General features: G+C 73.9%; 16 protein-coding genes. 15 read left to right on the top strand and 1 reads right to left on the bottom strand.

Going from position 1 to position 15,962, the window contains the following annotated elements; all coding sequences use genetic code 11:
- Window positions 1-88: 88 nt before the first annotated feature.
- The 11 genes from SXIM_RS11565 to crcB all read left to right on the top strand — a co-directional run bounded on the left by SXIM_RS11565 (window position 89) and on the right by crcB (window position 10,563).
- The gene (locus tag SXIM_RS11565; RefSeq protein ID WP_218941160.1) at window positions 89-1,435 is read left to right on the top strand and encodes a hypothetical protein; all 1,347 of its coding nucleotides are present in this window, start codon (window positions 89-91) and stop codon (window positions 1,433-1,435) included.
- Window positions 1,435-2,397, top strand: coding sequence for a hypothetical protein (locus SXIM_RS11560; protein WP_053116166.1), 963 nt, complete (start codon window positions 1,435-1,437; stop codon window positions 2,395-2,397). The genes SXIM_RS11565 and SXIM_RS11560 overlap by 1 nt, the downstream gene beginning before the upstream one ends.
- The gene (locus SXIM_RS11555; RefSeq protein ID WP_053116165.1) at window positions 2,397-4,109 is read left to right on the top strand and encodes a tetratricopeptide repeat protein; all 1,713 of its coding nucleotides are present in this window, start codon (window positions 2,397-2,399) and stop codon (window positions 4,107-4,109) included. The genes SXIM_RS11560 and SXIM_RS11555 overlap by 1 nt, the downstream gene beginning before the upstream one ends.
- Window positions 4,106-5,296 carry a CHAT domain-containing protein gene (locus SXIM_RS11550; protein ID WP_246156871.1) on the top strand — a complete coding sequence of 397 codons (1,191 nt, stop codon included), beginning with the start codon at window positions 4,106-4,108 and terminating at the stop codon, window positions 5,294-5,296. Before SXIM_RS11555 ends, SXIM_RS11550 begins: the two co-directional genes overlap by 4 nt.
- Window positions 5,297-5,486: 190 nt before the next feature.
- On the top strand, window positions 5,487-6,071 hold the full coding sequence (locus tag SXIM_RS11545; protein WP_053116164.1) for a hypothetical protein: 585 nt from the start codon (window positions 5,487-5,489) through the stop codon (window positions 6,069-6,071).
- Window positions 6,065-6,970: a hypothetical protein gene (locus SXIM_RS11540; protein ID WP_148236102.1), complete on the top strand. Its 906-nt coding sequence runs from the start codon at window positions 6,065-6,067 to the stop codon at window positions 6,968-6,970. The genes SXIM_RS11545 and SXIM_RS11540 overlap by 7 nt, the downstream gene beginning before the upstream one ends.
- 96 nt (window positions 6,971-7,066) lie before the next feature.
- Entirely contained in the window at window positions 7,067-8,020 is a 954-nt protein-coding gene (locus SXIM_RS11535; protein WP_046723844.1) for a DUF3048 domain-containing protein, read from the top strand.
- Window positions 8,021-8,316: 296 nt separating this feature from the next.
- Window positions 8,317-9,339 (top strand): rod shape-determining protein, encoded by a 1,023-nt coding sequence (gene mreB / locus SXIM_RS11530; protein WP_030735092.1) that lies wholly within the window; start codon window positions 8,317-8,319, stop codon window positions 9,337-9,339.
- 41 nt (window positions 9,340-9,380) lie between these two features.
- Entirely contained in the window at window positions 9,381-9,815 is a 435-nt protein-coding gene (locus SXIM_RS11525) for a fluoride efflux transporter FluC (protein WP_046723843.1), read from the top strand.
- Window positions 9,812-10,195: a DUF190 domain-containing protein gene (locus SXIM_RS11520; RefSeq protein WP_078846889.1), complete on the top strand. Its 384-nt coding sequence runs from the start codon at window positions 9,812-9,814 to the stop codon at window positions 10,193-10,195. Before SXIM_RS11525 ends, SXIM_RS11520 begins: the two co-directional genes overlap by 4 nt.
- On the top strand, window positions 10,192-10,563 hold the full coding sequence (crcB, locus tag SXIM_RS11515; RefSeq protein WP_030735083.1) for a fluoride efflux transporter CrcB: 372 nt from the start codon (window positions 10,192-10,194) through the stop codon (window positions 10,561-10,563). The genes SXIM_RS11520 and crcB overlap by 4 nt, the downstream gene beginning before the upstream one ends.
- 89 nt (window positions 10,564-10,652) lie before the next feature.
- On the opposite strand, the gene SXIM_RS11510 is transcribed toward crcB, so the two are convergent.
- A complete protein-coding gene (locus tag SXIM_RS11510; protein WP_148236101.1) occupies window positions 10,653-11,768 on the bottom strand; it encodes a murein hydrolase activator EnvC family protein in 1,116 nt (371 codons plus the stop codon).
- A gap of 107 nt (window positions 11,769-11,875) precedes the next feature.
- Here SXIM_RS11510 and SXIM_RS11505 point away from each other — a divergent pair, with 107 nt between their 5' ends.
- From SXIM_RS11505 to SXIM_RS11490, 4 genes are all read left to right on the top strand, one after another.
- Window positions 11,876-12,430: a GNAT family N-acetyltransferase gene (locus tag SXIM_RS11505; protein ID WP_375879408.1), complete on the top strand. Its 555-nt coding sequence runs from the start codon at window positions 11,876-11,878 to the stop codon at window positions 12,428-12,430.
- Between the two features lie 62 nt (window positions 12,431-12,492).
- Window positions 12,493-13,914: a dihydrolipoyl dehydrogenase gene (gene lpdA / locus SXIM_RS11500; RefSeq protein WP_046723837.1), complete on the top strand. Its 1,422-nt coding sequence runs from the start codon at window positions 12,493-12,495 to the stop codon at window positions 13,912-13,914.
- Between the two features lie 97 nt (window positions 13,915-14,011).
- The gene (locus SXIM_RS11495) at window positions 14,012-15,244 is read left to right on the top strand and encodes a sensor histidine kinase (RefSeq protein WP_246156870.1); all 1,233 of its coding nucleotides are present in this window, start codon (window positions 14,012-14,014) and stop codon (window positions 15,242-15,244) included.
- Complete coding sequence (locus SXIM_RS11490) at window positions 15,244-15,948, top strand: response regulator (protein WP_046723834.1); 705 nt, start codon at window positions 15,244-15,246, stop codon at window positions 15,946-15,948. Before SXIM_RS11495 ends, SXIM_RS11490 begins: the two co-directional genes overlap by 1 nt.
- Window positions 15,949-15,962: the final 14 nt, after the last annotated feature.

The following is a 15,962-nucleotide window of genomic DNA, read 5'->3' as shown; positions in this document are numbered from 1 at the left end:
CTCCTTCATCGACGTGATGCCGTGACGGTAGGAAGCGAATCCGCGCTACCGATCCCAGGTTTGCGGGCCGCCGCTTAGGCTGGCGGACGTGGCGCACCTATCGGACATACAGGCGGGGGCACGGCCGCGCGCGGCCGTGATCCACGAGGCGTGGCAGCGGCTGGAAGGCGTCGACCCGCTCAGCGGCGCGCACGGCGGCCCGCTCAGCCGCACCGTCAAACTGATCCTGGATCCGCTGGTCATCCGCCCGCTCCAGCACCCGCAGTGCGCCGGGAGCGTGGTCGGCGCGGACGGCGCCGTCCTGCTGGCCTCCCTCCTCTACGCGGCCGGGGACGTCCTGAGCGAGACGGCGCGCTGGTACGAACTGCTCAAGCGGGTACGGCGCGAGCTGCGGATCACGGACGGGCATCCGCAGGACCGCTACTTCCAGCGCTGCTTCGAACTGGCCACCACCGGAGAACCCCGCGACCGGGCCACGGCGGAGCACATCCTGCGCGCACTCCACGGGACGGCGCACGGCCGCACCACGCGCGACCTGCGGGAGCACCTGGCCGACCCCGCGCGGGCGGCCCGGCTGACGGAACTGATCGACACCACCTGGACGCGCCGCGAGCGGACGGCCGACCCGGACCCGGCCAGGACCGCCGCGCTGATCACCGCCGTGCTCGACGGCGCGGGCGCAGACGTCGCCGCACCCCTCGCCGAACTGACCGCCCGCCGGGCCGGGTCGGCCACGGGCACCTCGCTGACCGACCCCGACCGCGTCCCCCCGGCCCGCCGGCTGGGCCTCACCGAGCGGCCGGCACCCGAGCGGCCCCGGCTCACGGCGAGCACCATGACCTTCGGCGCACCCCTGGACCGCACCGTCCACGAACGGGTCTTCACCACCCTGCGGGCCGCCGCCGACCGCTCCGCGCTGCCGCCGCTGCCCGCCCTGGTGACCGAGGAGATCACCCGGGGCTGCGCGCCGTGGGGGCTGACCGACGAGACGCTGCGGGTGACGGCCGCCGTCGGCGAACGCCTCGCCCTCGGACTGCGCCCGCTGGGCGCCGCCCCCGGTGACACCGCGGCCGGGCGGGCGCTCAACGCCCGCTGGCGGCGCGAGGCGTACGTCCTGCGGGCCCGCCGCATGCTGATCCGGCCCGACGCGCCCGCCGCGGGACCGGACGATCCGCTGCACCGGATCGCGCGTGAACTGCGCCACCCCTGGCAGGGCTACCTGCGGCGGCTGTGGGCCCGGCTGCACGGCCGGGACGTACGGCAGGCGCCCGTCGAGGCGTCGCAGGAGCTGTGGGATCTGCTGGACGGGGTGGCCCGCTCGGTGATCCTCGACCACCGCACCCGGGTACGCCGCGCCCTGACCGTACGGATGACGCGGCCGGACACGGCGACCGAGACGGACACGGACACGGACACGGAAACGGTGAACGCCTGATGGCCGGTGCGGACAGCGCGGTCCTGGAGGTGGCGGGCGGGCATCTCACCTGGACCGTGTGGGATATCGCGGCCGATCCGGTCGCGGTGCTCGACGACCTGCCGGCGGCGCAGGGCTGGCTGTGGGCCCTGTACGGCGAGGCGGCGGCGCTGCGCGCGGCGTCCGGGGAACCGCTCGGCCCGGCGGTGCCCGCGCTGCCGGGGCTCGCGCGCGCGGCACGGCGGCTGGCGTACGCGCACTGGGCGGCCCGCTGGTGGCCGGCCTCCGTCATCGACGGCATCCCGCCGCTGGACGACCGGCTGCTGACGGCGGAGATCGCCGAACTGGAGCAGGAGTGCGAACTGCTGTCCGGCGGTGAGGAGTACGGGGAGTACAGGGAGTACGGGGAGCACGGTGCGTCCGAGGAGTACGGGGACGGCGGGGCGGCCACCTCACCGGCGGGCACCCCGCCCCGTACGGACTACGCCCTGGCGGCCGGGCCCGGCGCGTCCGCCAGCGCCCGCGTCCTGGCGCGCGGCACGGCCGGCACCGACTGGCGCCGGGTCCCGCCCGGCCTGCTCGACGCCTCGGAACAGGCCCTGAGCTGGGAGATCGTACGCTCCGCGACACGACGCACGGAGGTCGAGCTGAGCGTCGTGGCCGGTGCGGGACTGACCGACCGGGTGCCGGTGCCCGCCCAGCTGCTGCCCCGCGCCACCGTCACGGCGGCCGACGGGAGCACCGCCCAAGCGCCGCTGCGCCTGACCGACGACAGTTGGACGGGCACCACCGAACTCCCCGGCGCGGGACCGCTGACCTTCACCGTCCACCTGCCCGCCTTCCCCGATCCGCCGACCCCCGACGACGCCGCGCAGCGCGCCCTGCGGGAACGCGTCCGCGCCCTGGCCCGCGCCCGCCTCGCCGGAGTCCCCTCGGACATCGCCCCGCTGCGCGCCGAACGCGCCGCCGAGCAGGAGTACTGATGACCGATCCCTTCGCGGTCTCCGTCACGGTCGCCGAACTGGCCGACGCGGGCATCGAGGAGTTCCGCCGGGGCGCGCCGCAGGCCGCGCACGACCTGTTCGAGCGGGCCGCCCGCGCGGCCGAACCCCACCCCGAACTGGCCGGCCAGCACCTCCAGATCCTCGTCAACCTCGCCACCACGGCCGCCCACCTGGGCGACCACCCGGCGGCGATCGCCACCCTCCGGCGCACGCTGGACGCCCCCGGCGCCGACCCGGCGCTGCGCCCGGCGATCCTGCTCAACCTCTCCCAGTCGCTGCTGGAAACCGGGGCGTACGAGGAGGCGGAGGCGGTGCTGACCGAATGCCACGCCCTGGCGACGGCGGCGCTCCCGCACCCCGGCGCCCGGGGCCCGGACGCGGAGTCCGTGCCCGCCGCCTCGGCGACAGGGGCCACGGCGCCGCTCCCCGGGCCCGGCGAGCGGGACATCCCGGTGGGCGACACCCCTGCCGCCGCCGCCGGTTCGCCGCAGTGGCCCGGCCCCGCCGCCACGCCCGCCGGCCCGTACGGCATCCCAGGCACCGGCCCCGCCGCCCCCGACCCCGCCGACCCCCCGTCCGGCGCCGCCGAACTGCTGATGTCCTGCCTCGTCGCCCTCAGCACCGTCGCCATCCAGCGCGAGGACTGGCCACGGGCCGAACAGCTCACCGCCGAGGCGCTGGAGGTGGTGACCCGGATCAGGCCGGACCTGGTCGGGCGCCCACTGATGAACGTCGCCGCCCTCGCGCTCGCCACCGGACGGTACGAACCCGCCGAGGACTTCGCCGAAGCGGCACTCGCCGCCTGCGAGGCCGGCCGCGAACCGGCGGGCGCCGCCTCCGTCCGCCTCATGCTCGCCCAGCTGTACACCGCGACCGGCCGCGCGGAGCAGGCAGAACCCCTGCTGCACGCCGCACTCGCCCACACCGGGCCGGCCGGGCTGACGGTGGAGACCGCCGTCGGCTGGGAACAGCTCGGCCTGCTCGCCGCCTCCCGCGGCGAACTCGACGAGGCCCAGACGCTGTACGGCCGCGCCCAGAGCCTCCTGCGGCAGGCCGGCGCCACCCCCACCGAGGCCGCACTGGCGGTACGCCGCGCCGAGGTTGCCCACCTCGCCGGGCGGCCGGCCGAGGCCGAGGAACTGCTCACCCACGCCGCCGACACCTTCGCCGCGCTCGGCCTCGGACTGCGCCACGCGCAGACCCACCTCGCCCACGCCGCCCTCCTCGAACAGGGCGGCGACCCGGGGCAGCTGGCCCGCGCCCTGGACCTGGCCGTCCCGGCGGCGCTGGCCATCGACGCCGTACGGTACGGGCTGGCCGCCGGACGGCAGCGCGACCGCTGGCGGCGCAACGTCGCCGAACCCGCGCTCCGGCTCGTCTTCCGGCTGGCCGCACGCGCCGGTGAGGCGCTGCTCGTCGCGCACCTGATCGAGGTGCAGTGTGCCACCACGCCGATCCTGCGCGAGAACGCCGTCCCGCCCCCGGACGGTCCCGGCCCGCTCGGCTCCCTCCTGGACGAACCACCCCCGCACGCCCACGCCTTCGCCGTGGCGCCGCCGCCCCGGCTGCTGCTCACCCCGGACGGGGACGGCGAGGGGGACGGCGAGGTCGCGCTGGCCGACCGGATCGCGCTCGCCGAACAGCGGTACGGCCTCCCGGTGCGCGACACGCGAACGGTGCCGAGCTGGTGACCCGCTACACGGTGCAGGTGCGCTTCGCGGACGCCGGGGACCTGTACGTCTCCTGGCGCTGGACCCACGCCCTGTCCGAGGTGGGCGTCACCGTCATCCCGCAGGACCAGGTCAGCGCCGCCATGGCCGCGCTCGCCGCCGCCCGCCCGGGGGACCCGGCCGGCGGGTTCACGGTGTACGACACGGAACGCGCGCTCGCCGAGCAACTCGCCCGCACCCTCGTCCCGTACGGCCTCGCCTTCCAGCTCCACCAGCTGTACCAGCAGGGCATCCGGCCGCTGCTGCGCGTCCAGCCCTCCCCGCGCGTCGCCCAGGTGCCCTGGGAACTCCTCGCCCTCGACTCCGCCCCCGAGATCCGGCTGCTGGAGGTGGCGGACGTCAGCGTGCTGGCGCCGGCCAGCATCGTGCACGCCCCCGGGCGTACCCCCCGCTCCTGGGCGGCGACCCGCACGCTGCCGGTGGTCGCCGTACTGGACCCCCGGGTGCCGGGGTACGGCACCGGCTCCCGGCTCGGCTCCGTCCTCGGGCCGGTGCCCTCCGACGCGCCGCTCGCCCGGCAGCTGGCCGGTTACGCGTCCGCCGGCCGGCTGGTGCCCGCCCCGCCGGGCGGGCTGTTCCGCCGTACCGACACCGACCGCGCCTGGCTGTCCGCCGCCCTCACCGCGGGCGCCGGCCGGCTGCTGTACGCGGGCCATGTGACGGCCGCCGACCACGGCTCCGGACAGAGCGAGGACGCCCGGCTCCACCTCGCCTGCACGGACGCGCACCCCGGCCACGCCCCGGCGCTGCGCGGCCACCGCCCGCTGTCCGCCAAGGACCTGCTGCTGGACTCCGACCGCTGGCCGGTGCCCGGCAGAGTGGCCCTGATCGCCTGCGAGAGCGGCGGGGACCTGCGGTTCGGCGACGCGCTCGGCCTGGCGGCGGCAATGATCAGCGGCGGCGCCGAACTGGTGACCTGCACCCGCTGGTCACTGCCCACCGACCACGCCTTCGCGCTCGCCGGCGCCGACCGTGCGGCGTACCCCCTGCGAGAGGCGATCCGCGCGATCGACGCCGCGCACGAGAGCGACGATCCGGTGCGGGCGCTGGCCGGCTGGCAGCGCGAACGGCTCGCGGCGTGGCGGGAACGGCGTACGGTCGAGCATTCCCCGGTGCTGTGGGGCGCGTTCGCGACCCTCACCGCGTGACGGCCCGCCCCCGGCTGACGCTCTGGTGGTCCATGTCGCCGGCGGCCGGAGCCCGCACCTGCCACGCGCCGGGTATTCCGGCTGAGAAGGGGAGGGCGGGTTGCCTGCGGGGCGGGTCTTCTGTCACGACTTCGCACCTGGATTCGCCCAGATCTCCCGCCGGGTTCCGGCCATCGCTAGGGTGGCGCGCGTGACGAGCAGGATGCGTGAAAAGCGAATCAGGCGCGCGGGCCTGGCAGCCGGCCTGGCCCTCACCCTGGCCACGGTCGCCGGCTGCTCATCCGACGGCGGCGACAACGACGAACCCATCGACACGGGCGACCAGTCGTCCGCTTCCCCGGACGCGGAGGGCGGGGAAGCGGACGACGAGGCGGCCTTGGTGGCGCTGTACGAGGCGTACTGGGACGCCATGGTGGAACTCCAGAAGGAGTCGGACGCCCTGGACGCGTCCCTCTTGAACGATGTGGCGACGAGGGCGGTGATCGAGGCTCAGCTGAGCCGGATCGACACCTACTTCGGCCAGGGGATCTTCCGTGAGGGTGCCCCGACGATCGAGAATGTGACCGTCACGGTTGACGGTGACGAGGGCCGCATCGAGGCATGCAAGAACGAAGCCGACTGGCCCCTTCTGAAAGATGGTGAGCCCCTGGAGGGCGGCATGCCTGTGGAGCTTACGGAGACACGTCCGACCGTGGTCACGGCTGAGCGTTCCGCTGAAGGCGACTGGCTCATCAACGCGACGCTCCCGGTTGAGGAGGCGACGATCACATGTTGATGGCCGGACGGGGGCGCGGAGCGACGACGGGTGGGCTGCTCGTCGTCCTCGCGATGGTCGTGGGCCTGTTGTCCTTCCTGGGTGCGGGGCGGGCGGCAGCCGATCCGGACTGCGACGGATACGTCAACGCGGATGGTGATTTCGTCTACGACTGCCGGGAGACGACACCGGGCGAGAACGGCAGCGGTGGTGGTTCCGGAGGCGGGGGCGGCGGGAACACCGAGCCGGCGTGTGCCCTGGACTGGGTGAAGGAGCACGCGCCCGGCGCGGACGAGTGGTACTGCATGGGTCAGAACGCCTGCTGGGTGAACAACCCCACGGCCTACTACCCGACTCCTGATACCTGGCCGGAGGAGCCCCCCTCCGAGGGCGCCGTCTACGTCTACCGGTACTGCTACGCGCCGGATGGGTCAGTGGCCTCTGAGGGATACACCTGGTACACCGGGCCGGAGGACGAGGGGCCATCGATCGAAGAGCTGGCCCTTCAGGCCTTCGGTGCCCTGAGCACTCCCGACTTCAGTCTCGCCCACAGCCCGCCCCGGAACTCCATCATCTACATCGACACCTGGTGGTGGGCGGACGGTCCTTCCAGCGGGACGATCTCGGGCAGCGCCGCTCTGGGCGTCGTCGCCGTCGGAACCCCCTCGCACATCGAGGTCGATCCCGGTGACGGCAGTGGCGTGATGACCTGTGACTTCGTCACGGCCGAGAGCGACGCCTGCTCGTACACCTACGACCGGGCCGGCGACTACACGTCGCGGGGCCGGCTGGTCTACGACGTGCACTTCGAGCAGAACGGCTCCCCGCTGGACATCGCCGGTCTGCCGGACTCCCTGGAGAGCGGCTGGCAGGAGAGCACCATCACCGTGGCCGAGTCCCAGGCGGTCGTGGTTCCCTGACCGTCCCGCAGCGCGTAGCACGACCGAGGTGACCCGCCGGGCTCCGGCGGGTCACCTTCTGCGTGCATAGCGGGCATATGTGGTGAACTTCCCCGCATGAGAGTACGTGCGCTGGTCCTGGCCATGGTGCTGGGCGTTCTGGTGGCCGGGTGTGGTGGCAGCGGTGGGGACGGTGGAGGGGGTCAGAGCGACGGGGGTGAGACCGGTGGGGCCAAGGCGGCCTCACCGTTCACCGGGGAGGATGTCGCCGCCGGGCCCGTCCTGGCCGTCAAGGTGGACAACGCCCCGCAGGCCAGGCCGCAGGTCGGCCTCGGGGACGCCGACATCGTGTACGCCGAGCAGGTCGAGGCGGGGCTGAGCCGTTTCCTCGCGGTGTTCTCCGGGACGCTGCCCGACGAGGTCGGCCCCGTCCGCTCGGCGCGGCAGTCGGACCTGGAGCTGCTGCGGCAGTTCGGTACCCCGGCGCTGGCCTACTCCGGGGTGCAGAGCGCGCTCCAGCCCGAACTGGACGACGCCCGGCTGATCCAGCTGACGCCGGGGATGGCCCCCGAGGCGTACGAGCGGCACGACGACCGGGACGCCCCGCACAATCTCTTCGGCAAGCCCAAGGAACTGCTCGCCGCCGCACCCGATGCCTCCGACGCCGCCGACATCGGCTTCCGCTTCGGGGACGCTCCCGCCTCCGGGGGTGCCGACACCACCGAGGAGAAGGTGTCGTTCCCGGCGGCCGAGTTCGGCTTCAGCTGGTCGGCGCAGGACAAGCACTGGAAGGTGAGCCTCGACGGGGACAACACCGACCTGGCCCCGGCCACGGTGGTCGTGCAGCACGTGACGATCTCTCAGTCGGAGTTCCACGACAGCTCCGGCGCGTTCACCCCGTTCACCCAGACGACGGGTGAGGGCGCCGCCACGGTGCTGCGGGACGGCAAGAAGTACGAGGGTCGCTGGTCACGGCCGGACGCCGACAGCGGTACCACCTTCACCACCCCGGACGGCGAGCCCTTGCGCTTCGCCACCGGTCAGGTCTGGGTGGTGCTCGCCGAAGCGTGACGCGGGCGGTGAAGCGGGCAAGGGGCCTGCCGCGCCGTACCTCCGGACCCGCACCCGTCGTGGTGCGGGTCCGATTCGTTGTCCGGGCCATGTCCGCAGGGCGCACGGGCCGAAGCCGCCGCGCGCCGGGCGGACGAACCAAGCCCTCGCCCTCCGCGCCGACCACGCCACCGGTGTCATCGTATGTACTTCATACGGCCATGTCGGTGGTTGTACGTGCTCTGACGGAGTGTTGGACGCCCCGTGCGGAGCACTCCAGCGGGCGTCTCCGGTGGCGGGTACACAAGATGATCAGTATGACCCTCAGTCTTGACCATCTCCGTCGTTGCACTGTGGCCGCCGACCTGGGCGCGTCCCGTACCCGCGTCTACCTCAAGCAGTCAGGACTCATCGTCGACGAACCGTCAGTCGTCGCCGTCAACACCAAGACCGGCGCCCTGCTCGCGGTCGGCTCCCCCGCCGAGCGGATGGCCGGACGCACCCCCGCCAACATCCGGGTCGTGCGCCCCATCAACGGCGGCACCGTCGTCGACATCGACATGGCCCAGCGCATGCTGCGCGCCATGGTCGGCCCCAAGCTGCGCCGAGCCTTCCGCCGCAAGCCGCTGCTGCGCGCCGCCGTGTGCATCCCGCACGACGCCGACCCGCTCGCCCGCCGCGCCGCGCTGGAGACCCTCATCGGGCTCGGCGCCCGCCGCGTCGAACTCGTCGACTCCCTCGTCACCGCCGGCATCGGCTGCGGGCTCCCGGTCGAGCAGCCCGAGGCCACCATGATCGTGCAGGTCGGGGCCGCCACCACCCAGGTCGCGGTGCTCTCCCTCGGCTCCATCGTCGCCGCCGAGAAGGTGCCGATCGGCGGCGAGACGTTCGACCGCGCCCTCGTCCAGCACCTGCGCAACCAGCACGAGCTGCTGCTGCCCTCGCTGGCGGTCCGGCCACTGCACCAGGTGCTCAACGGCGACATCCCGCAGATCACCGAGGTGCACGGGCGCGACGTCGCCACCGGTCTGGCCCGCACGGTCAAGGTCGACCCCGAGAGCCTGCGGCTGGCGGTGCGCACCCCGCTCACCTCCCTGCTGGACGCCATCCGCGCCGTCCTGCACCGCTGCCCGCCCGACCTGGTGGCCGACCTCGCCGACCGCGGCATCATGCTCACCGGCGGCGCCGCCCAGCTGCCGGGCCTGGACACCACGCTGCGCGAAAACACCGGCATGCCGGTCAACGTCGCCGAGGACCCGGGGCTGTGCGCGGTCCAGGGGCTCGGCGCGATGCTGGAGGGCCGGGTACGGCCGCTGCCCGTTCCCGAGCCGGCGAACTGACCCGTGGCCGGCGTGGGTCCCGGCGTTAACATGACGCCACCATGGACAAGCCCAGGCCGCCGCGCCCGTCCGCCGGGCCCGCGCCCACGGTGGTACTCGCCGTGGCGCTGGGCGGCGGACTGGGCGCGACGGCACGGTACGGTGCGACGCGGCTGTGGGAAGTGCCCGCCGAGAGCGGCTTTCCCTGGACGATTCTCGCGGTCAACGCCCTCGGGTGTGCCCTCATCGGGGCGCTGATGGTGATCACCGAGGAACGCGGGCACCCGCTGGCACGGTCCTTCCTGGGCACCGGTGTGCTGGGCGGCTTCACCACCTTCTCCGCGTACGCCGAGGGCATCCGCGCCCTGACGGACGCGGGGCGGGTGGGGCCCGCGCTGGGGTATCTGGTGGCGACCCTGGCGGCGGCGATGGCCGCCGTGTGGGCGGGTACGGCGTCCACGCGCGCGGTCCTGGCCCGGCGACGGAGGCCGGCATGACGTCCGGGGCGACCGGGGCGACGGCGGCGACCGGGGCGGCGGGACCAGCGGGAACGGCGGGACGGACGACGGCGGGACTGCGGCTCACCGTGCTGGTCGGTGAGGGCGACCTGCACGGGCACCGGCCGCTGTACAGCGAGATCGTGCACCGGGCGCACCGGGCCCGGCTCGCGGGGGCGAGCGTCTTCCGCGGCATCGAGGGCTTCGGCGCGTCCTCGCTGATCCACACCACCCGGCTGCTGTCGCTGAGCGAGGAGCTGCCGGTGGCGGTGGTCGTCGTGGATGTGGCGGAACGGGTGCGGGCGTTCGTGGCGGAGCTGCGGGAAGTGGTGGGGGAGACCCTGGTGGCGTGGGTGGACGAGGTGGAGATCGTCCGGTGAACTGGATCCTGGTGTTCGTGGGCGGCATGGTGGGCGCGCCGCTGCGCTATCTGACCGACCGTGCGGTGCAGGCCCGGCACGATCAGCTCTTTCCGTGGGGCACCTTCACGGTGAACGTGGCCGGCTGCGCGGTGTTCGGCGCGCTGACCGGCGCGGCGGCGGCCGGGGCGGCCTCCTCCTCCGCGCAACTGCTGCTGGGCACGGGGATGATGGGGGCGATGACGACGTACTCCACCTTCTCCTACGAGACGCTGCGGCTGGCCGAGTCGGGGGCCAGGCTGCTGGCGGCCCTCAACATGGCGGTCAGCGTCGTCACCGGTACGGCGGCCGTCTTCGCGGCGCACGCGCTGGCCGAGCGGCTGCTGTGAACCCCGGTGTGCGACGCGCGACGGGCGGACGGTGGACGGTGGACGGGTGGCACGGCATCGTGCCACCGCAAGCTCACCGGGTCACCGGGTCACAGGGTCACGCCGTGGTCGCGCAGCCAGGGGGCCGGGTCGATGGCCGACCCGACGTACGGGGTCAGGCGGATCTCGAAGTGCAGGTGCGGCCCGGTGGAGTTCCCGGTGCTGCCGGACAGGCCCAGGCGCTGACCGACGGCGATGCGGCTGCCCTCCGCCACCTCGGTGAGGGAGAGATGCGCGTACTGGCTGTAGTAGCCGTTCCCGTGGTCGATGATCACACTGTTGCCGAAGGCGTCTCCGCAGCTCACCGACACGACGGTGCCGGAGCCGATCGCCCGTACGGGGGTTCCGGTGGGCACCGCGAAGTCCTGGCCGGTGTGGGCCGAGGACCACATCCCGCCGTTCTGCGCGAACGACGCCGAGAGCGTGTACCGCTCCACCGGCGCCACCCAGGACGCGCCGCCGCCCGCCGGTTCGGCCAGCTCGGCCGCGTCGCGGACCCGCGTCGCGCAGTCGCCGGCCGGAACGAGGGCGGGCAGCGCGGCGGCGGGCTGCGCGGTGGCGCGCCGCTTCCTGGCCTCCTGCCGTTCGCGCAGCTCACGCAGTTCCGTCAGCCGCCGCTCCGCCTCCGCGAGGCTCCGCTCGACCTCCTCGCGCACCTCCCGCTGCCGCTCGGCCTCCTGCCGCATGCGGGTGTAGGTACGGGAGGCGCGCAGTTCTTCCCTGGCCAGTGCCGCCTCGGCGTCGCGCACCTCCTCCAGCAACTGGCGGGCCGCGTGGTCGCCGCGCCCCAGCAGGGAGACCCGGCGCAGGAAGATGTCGGGGGAGTCGGCCAGTATCAGCTGGGCGAGCCCGGTGCCGCCGCCGCCCGAGCGGTACTGCTCGCGGGCCCGCTGCCCGGCGATGTCCCGCAGGGCGGCCAGCCGTTCGCGCTCCGCCGTCAGCCGCTCGCGCACCTCGGCCACCTCGGCGCGCTGGTCGATCTGCCGTCTTCGCAGCCGCTCGTGGGTGGCGGTGGCGCTGGCGGCCTCCGCCCGCAGCTCCCTGACCTCGGCCGTCAGGGACTCGACCGTCGGTGGCGTCGCGGCCGCCCCGGGGGAGGGACACGCTGCGGCGAGCACCACCGCGAGGGCGACGCCTCGCTGAAATGTACGGATTCGCTGACGCACGTCGCCGATGCTGGCGCCGCCACACCGTACGGCCGCCGCTGACACACCTTCAGCCCCCGACCAGAACCCGGATGCCGTAGTCGCCCCCTGCTGTCAGGATGACGGCCATGGCCGCACCCGAACCACAGATCGTTCACACCGCGCAGCTGGACGCCGACACCCGCACGGCGGTCCGCGCCCTCCTCGACGAGGCGTTCGACGGCGACTTCACCGACGAGGACTGGTCCCACACCCTGGGCGGACTGCACGCCCTGATCCGTACGCCGGACGGGCTCGTCATCGGGCACGGCGCCGTCATCCAGCGCCGGCTGCTGCACGGCGGGCGGGCGATCCGGACCGGGTACCTCGAAGGGGTCGCGGTCCGTGCCGGGCACCGCGGGCACGGCCACGGCGCCGCGCTGCTGCGCGCGCTGGAGGAGATCGTGCGCCGCGCGTACGACCTGGGAGCGCTCGCCTCCTCCGAGGACGCGCGGGACTTCTACGCGGCGCGCGGCTGGCGGAAGTGGCAGGGGCCCACCTTCGCGATGACGGCCGAGGGCCTGGCCCGTACGGCGGAGGACGACGACGGGGTGTTCGTCCTGCCGGTACGGCCTCCGGCCGACATCCCGCTCGACCTGGCCGGCGAGCTGTCCTGCGACTGGCGGGACGGCGACGTGTGGTAGGTGCGGCGTAGTGTCGGTGGCACAGCCATCAGCCACCCCTTCACCCAGAAAGCGTGAGACGCATGAGCACGCACTATGACGTCGTCGTCCTGGGCGCCGGACCCGGCGGCTACACCGCCGCCGTCCGCGCCAGCCAGCTCGGACTGCGGACCGCGGTCATCGAGGCGAAGTACTGGGGCGGGGTCTGTCTGAACGTCGGGTGCATCCCCTCCAAGGCCCTGCTGCGCAACGCGGAACTGGCCCACCTGTTCACCCATGAGGCGCAGACCTTCGGGATCAAGGTCGAGGGACGGGTCAGCTTCGACTACACCGAGGCGTACAGCCGCAGCCGCAAGGTCGCCGACGGGCGGGTGGCCGGCGTGCACTACCTGATGAAGAAGAACGGCATCACCGAGTACCAGGGCCGCGGCACCTTCGCCGACGACCACACGCTGCGGGTGGAGCTGAACTCCGGCGGCACCGAGACCGTCACCTTCGACCACTGCGTCATCGCCTCCGGCGCCACCACCAAGCTGCTGCCGGGCACCAGCCTCAGCGAGCGCGTGGTCACCTACGAGGAGCAGATCCTGGAGTCGGAGCTGCCCGGCTCCATCATCATCGCGGGTGCCGGGGCGATCGGGGTGGAGTTCGCGTACGTCCTGGCCTCCTACGGCGTCAAGGTGACGATCGTGGAGTTCCTGGACCGGCTGGTGCCGCTGGAGGACGCGGACGTCTCCAAGGAGCTGGCGCGGCAGTACCGCAAGCTGGGCATCGAGGCGCTCACCTCCACCCGGGTCGAGTCGATCGACGACGGCGACCCGGCCGCGCCGGTACGGGTGACCGTGACCCGCGCGGATGGCACCCGGCAGGTGCTGGAGGCCGACAAGGTGCTCCAGGCGATCGGCTTCGCGCCGCGGGTGACGGGCTACGGGCTGGAGAACACCGGGGTACGGCTCACCGAGCGCGGCGCCATCGACGTCGACGGGCGGCTGCGTACCTCGGTGCCGCACATCTTCGCGATCGGGGACGTCACCGCCAAGCTCATGCTGGCGCACGCCGCCGAGTCCATGGGCATCATCGCGGCCGAGACGATCGCGGGCGCCGAGACGATGGAGCTCGACTACGTGATGATCCCGCGCGCCACCTACTGCCAGCCGCAGATCGCCAGTTTCGGCTGGACCGAGGCGCAGGCGAAGGAGCAGGCGGCGGAGCGGGGCTGGGACGTGAAGGTGGTGAAGTTCCCCTTCACCGCCAACGGCAAGGCGCACGGGCTGGGGCAGGCCACCGGTTTCGCCAAGATCATCTCGGACGACACGCACGGCGAGCTGCTCGGCGCGCACCTCATCGGCCCCGAGGTGACCGAGCTGCTGCCGGAGCTGACCCTGGCGCAGCAGTGGGACCTGACCGTCCATGAGGTGGCGCGGAACGTGCACGCGCACCCCACGCTGGGCGAGGCGGTCAAGGAGGCCATCCACGGGCTCTCGGGGCACATGATCAATATGTAGCGGGGCGGACGGCGGTCGTTCCGGCCGGGCCCTCACCGGCCGGAACTACTCCCGCTGGAGTACGCGCCCGGGCGACCGCGCCCGTACGGTGAGTCGTGTGGCGAGCGTGGCGAGGCGGCTGACGGTCCGGGATGTGGCGCTGAGCGTGGCCGTGGGCTGCGTCACGACGGCGGACCTGGCCGCCGATGTGCCGGGTTCGGGCGAGCCCGACTGGTTCAGCTGGCTGGTGCTGGCCCTGTCCGTGGCCGGCCTGCTGGCGCACCGTGTGCTGCCGCTGTCCTCGGCGGTGGTGACCGGCGCCGGCTCCCTCGCCTGGACGCTGTACGGGCACATCGGCGAGCTGCTGAACCTGCCGTTCATGGTGAGTCTGTACTTCGTGGCGGTCTCGGGGCACCGCGGCCGTACGGTGCGGGTCGCGGTGGTGGCCGCGCTGCTGTCCGGGGCGGCGGCTGTGCTCGCCGGGCGCGAGGCGGGCAACGCCGTGCCCTCACCCGTACTTGAGTTGGCGGTGCCGCTGGTGCCGCTGCTGCTCGGCGAGGCGGTGCGAGGGCGGCGCGAGCTGACCGCCCACTACGCCGAACGGGCCCGGCACGCCGAGCGGGAGCGGGAGCGGGAGGCGGACCGCCGGGTGCGCGAGGAACGGGTACGCATCGCGCGCGAGCTGCACGACATCGTCGCCCACACGGTCTCCGCGATGACCGTCCAGGCCGCGGTCGCCCTGGACGCCCTGGACCACAGACCCGAGGTGGCGCGTGGCGCGCTGCGGCAGGTGCGCGCCTCGGGGCGCGAGGCGGTGCGCGAGCTGAGCGCCACGGTGGCGGTGCTGCGCGAGGACGGTCCCGGCGCGGACGGCGGGCCGCCGCCGACGGCGCCCATACCGCGGCTGTCGCAGCTGGAGGAGCTGATCGCGCGGATGTCGGGTGACCGGCTACGGGTCACCCTGCGCGACGGATCGGGGGCCGGGGCCGCGCTGCCCACGGTGGTGGAGCTGGCGGCCTACCGGATCGTGCAGGAGGCGCTGACCAACGTGGTCAAGCACTCGGCGGCGCGCACGGCGGGCGTGTGGATCCACCGTTCGGGTGAGGGCGGCGCCGGGCCGCTGACCGTTGAGGTGGTGGACGAGGGTCCGCCGGCGGCGGGCAGCGGCCGGGTGGGGGAGGCCGTAGGCGGGTTCGGGCTGCTCGGCATGCGGGAACGGGCCGCCACCGTCGGTGGCAGTATCGCCTGCGGCCCGACCCCGGACGGCGGCTTCCGGGTCCGGGCCGTGCTGCCGGTCCATCCGCGCGGCACCACTGCCACCGCCATCGCCACGAACACCGGGGAGACGTGATGAACGACGGCAGCCGGGTGCGGGTCGTGCTGGCCGACGACCAGCCGGTGGTGCGCGCCGGGTTCCGGGCGCTGCTCGACCTGACCGAGGACCTGGTGGTGGTGGCCGAGGCGGCGGACGGGGCCCAGGCCCTGGCGGCGGTGCGCACCACCCGGCCCGATGTGGTGCTGATGGACATCCGGATGCCCCGCATGGACGGTCTCGAGGCGATCCGGCACATTGCCGCCGACCCCGCGCTGGACGCCGTACGGGTGCTGGTGCTGACCACCTTCGAGGTGGACGAGTACGTCTTCGAGGCGCTGCGGTCGGGCGCGGCGGGGTTCTTGCTGAAGGACATCGAGCCGGAGCGGCTGCGGGAGGCGATCCGCACGGTGGCGCAGGGGCACAGCCTGCTGGCGGCCTCGGTGACCCGCCGGGTGATCGAGGAGTTCGCCCGGCTGCGGACGGCCCGCCCGGTGGACGCGGAACGGCGGCTGGCGGTGCTGACCGAGCGGGAGCGCGAGGTGGTGTCGCTGGTGGCGGCCGGACTGAGCAACGCGGACATCGGCGCCCGGCTGTTCATGTCGCCGCTGACCGCGAAGACCCACGTCAGCCGGGCCATGACCAAGCTCGGCGTGCGCGACCGCGCGCAACTGGTGGTGCTGGCCTACGAAACCGGCCTGGTCACGGCCGGGGCGGGCCGCGAGCGGCGGCCGGCCCGCTGAATACTCCGGCGGGA

Source organism: Streptomyces xiamenensis, from assembly GCF_000993785.3.
In the GTDB taxonomy this organism is placed as follows: domain Bacteria; phylum Actinomycetota; class Actinomycetes; order Streptomycetales; family Streptomycetaceae; genus Streptomyces; species Streptomyces xiamenensis.
The sequence above is the reverse complement of the archived record's forward strand: the minus strand, read 5'-3'. Positions and strand labels throughout refer to the sequence as shown.

Coding starts and splice junctions, on each gene's coding strand:
- SXIM_RS11555 (WP_053116165.1), top strand. CDS start 2,397: ATGACCGATCCCTTCGCGGTCTCCGTCACGGTCGCCGAACTGGCCGAC.
- SXIM_RS11535 (WP_046723844.1), top strand. CDS start 7,067: ATGAGAGTACGTGCGCTGGTCCTGGCCATGGTGCTGGGCGTTCTGGTG.
- SXIM_RS11490 (WP_046723834.1), top strand. CDS start 15,244: ATGAACGACGGCAGCCGGGTGCGGGTCGTGCTGGCCGACGACCAGCCG.
- SXIM_RS11520 (WP_078846889.1), top strand. CDS start 9,812: ATGACGTCCGGGGCGACCGGGGCGACGGCGGCGACCGGGGCGGCGGGA.
- SXIM_RS11560 (WP_053116166.1), top strand. CDS start 1,435: ATGGCCGGTGCGGACAGCGCGGTCCTGGAGGTGGCGGGCGGGCATCTC.
- SXIM_RS11505 (WP_375879408.1), top strand. CDS start 11,876: ATGGCCGCACCCGAACCACAGATCGTTCACACCGCGCAGCTGGACGCC.
- mreB (WP_030735092.1), top strand. CDS start 8,317: ATGACCCTCAGTCTTGACCATCTCCGTCGTTGCACTGTGGCCGCCGAC.
- SXIM_RS11540 (WP_148236102.1), top strand. CDS start 6,065: ATGTTGATGGCCGGACGGGGGCGCGGAGCGACGACGGGTGGGCTGCTC.
- lpdA (WP_046723837.1), top strand. CDS start 12,493: ATGAGCACGCACTATGACGTCGTCGTCCTGGGCGCCGGACCCGGCGGC.
- SXIM_RS11525 (WP_046723843.1), top strand. CDS start 9,381: ATGGACAAGCCCAGGCCGCCGCGCCCGTCCGCCGGGCCCGCGCCCACG.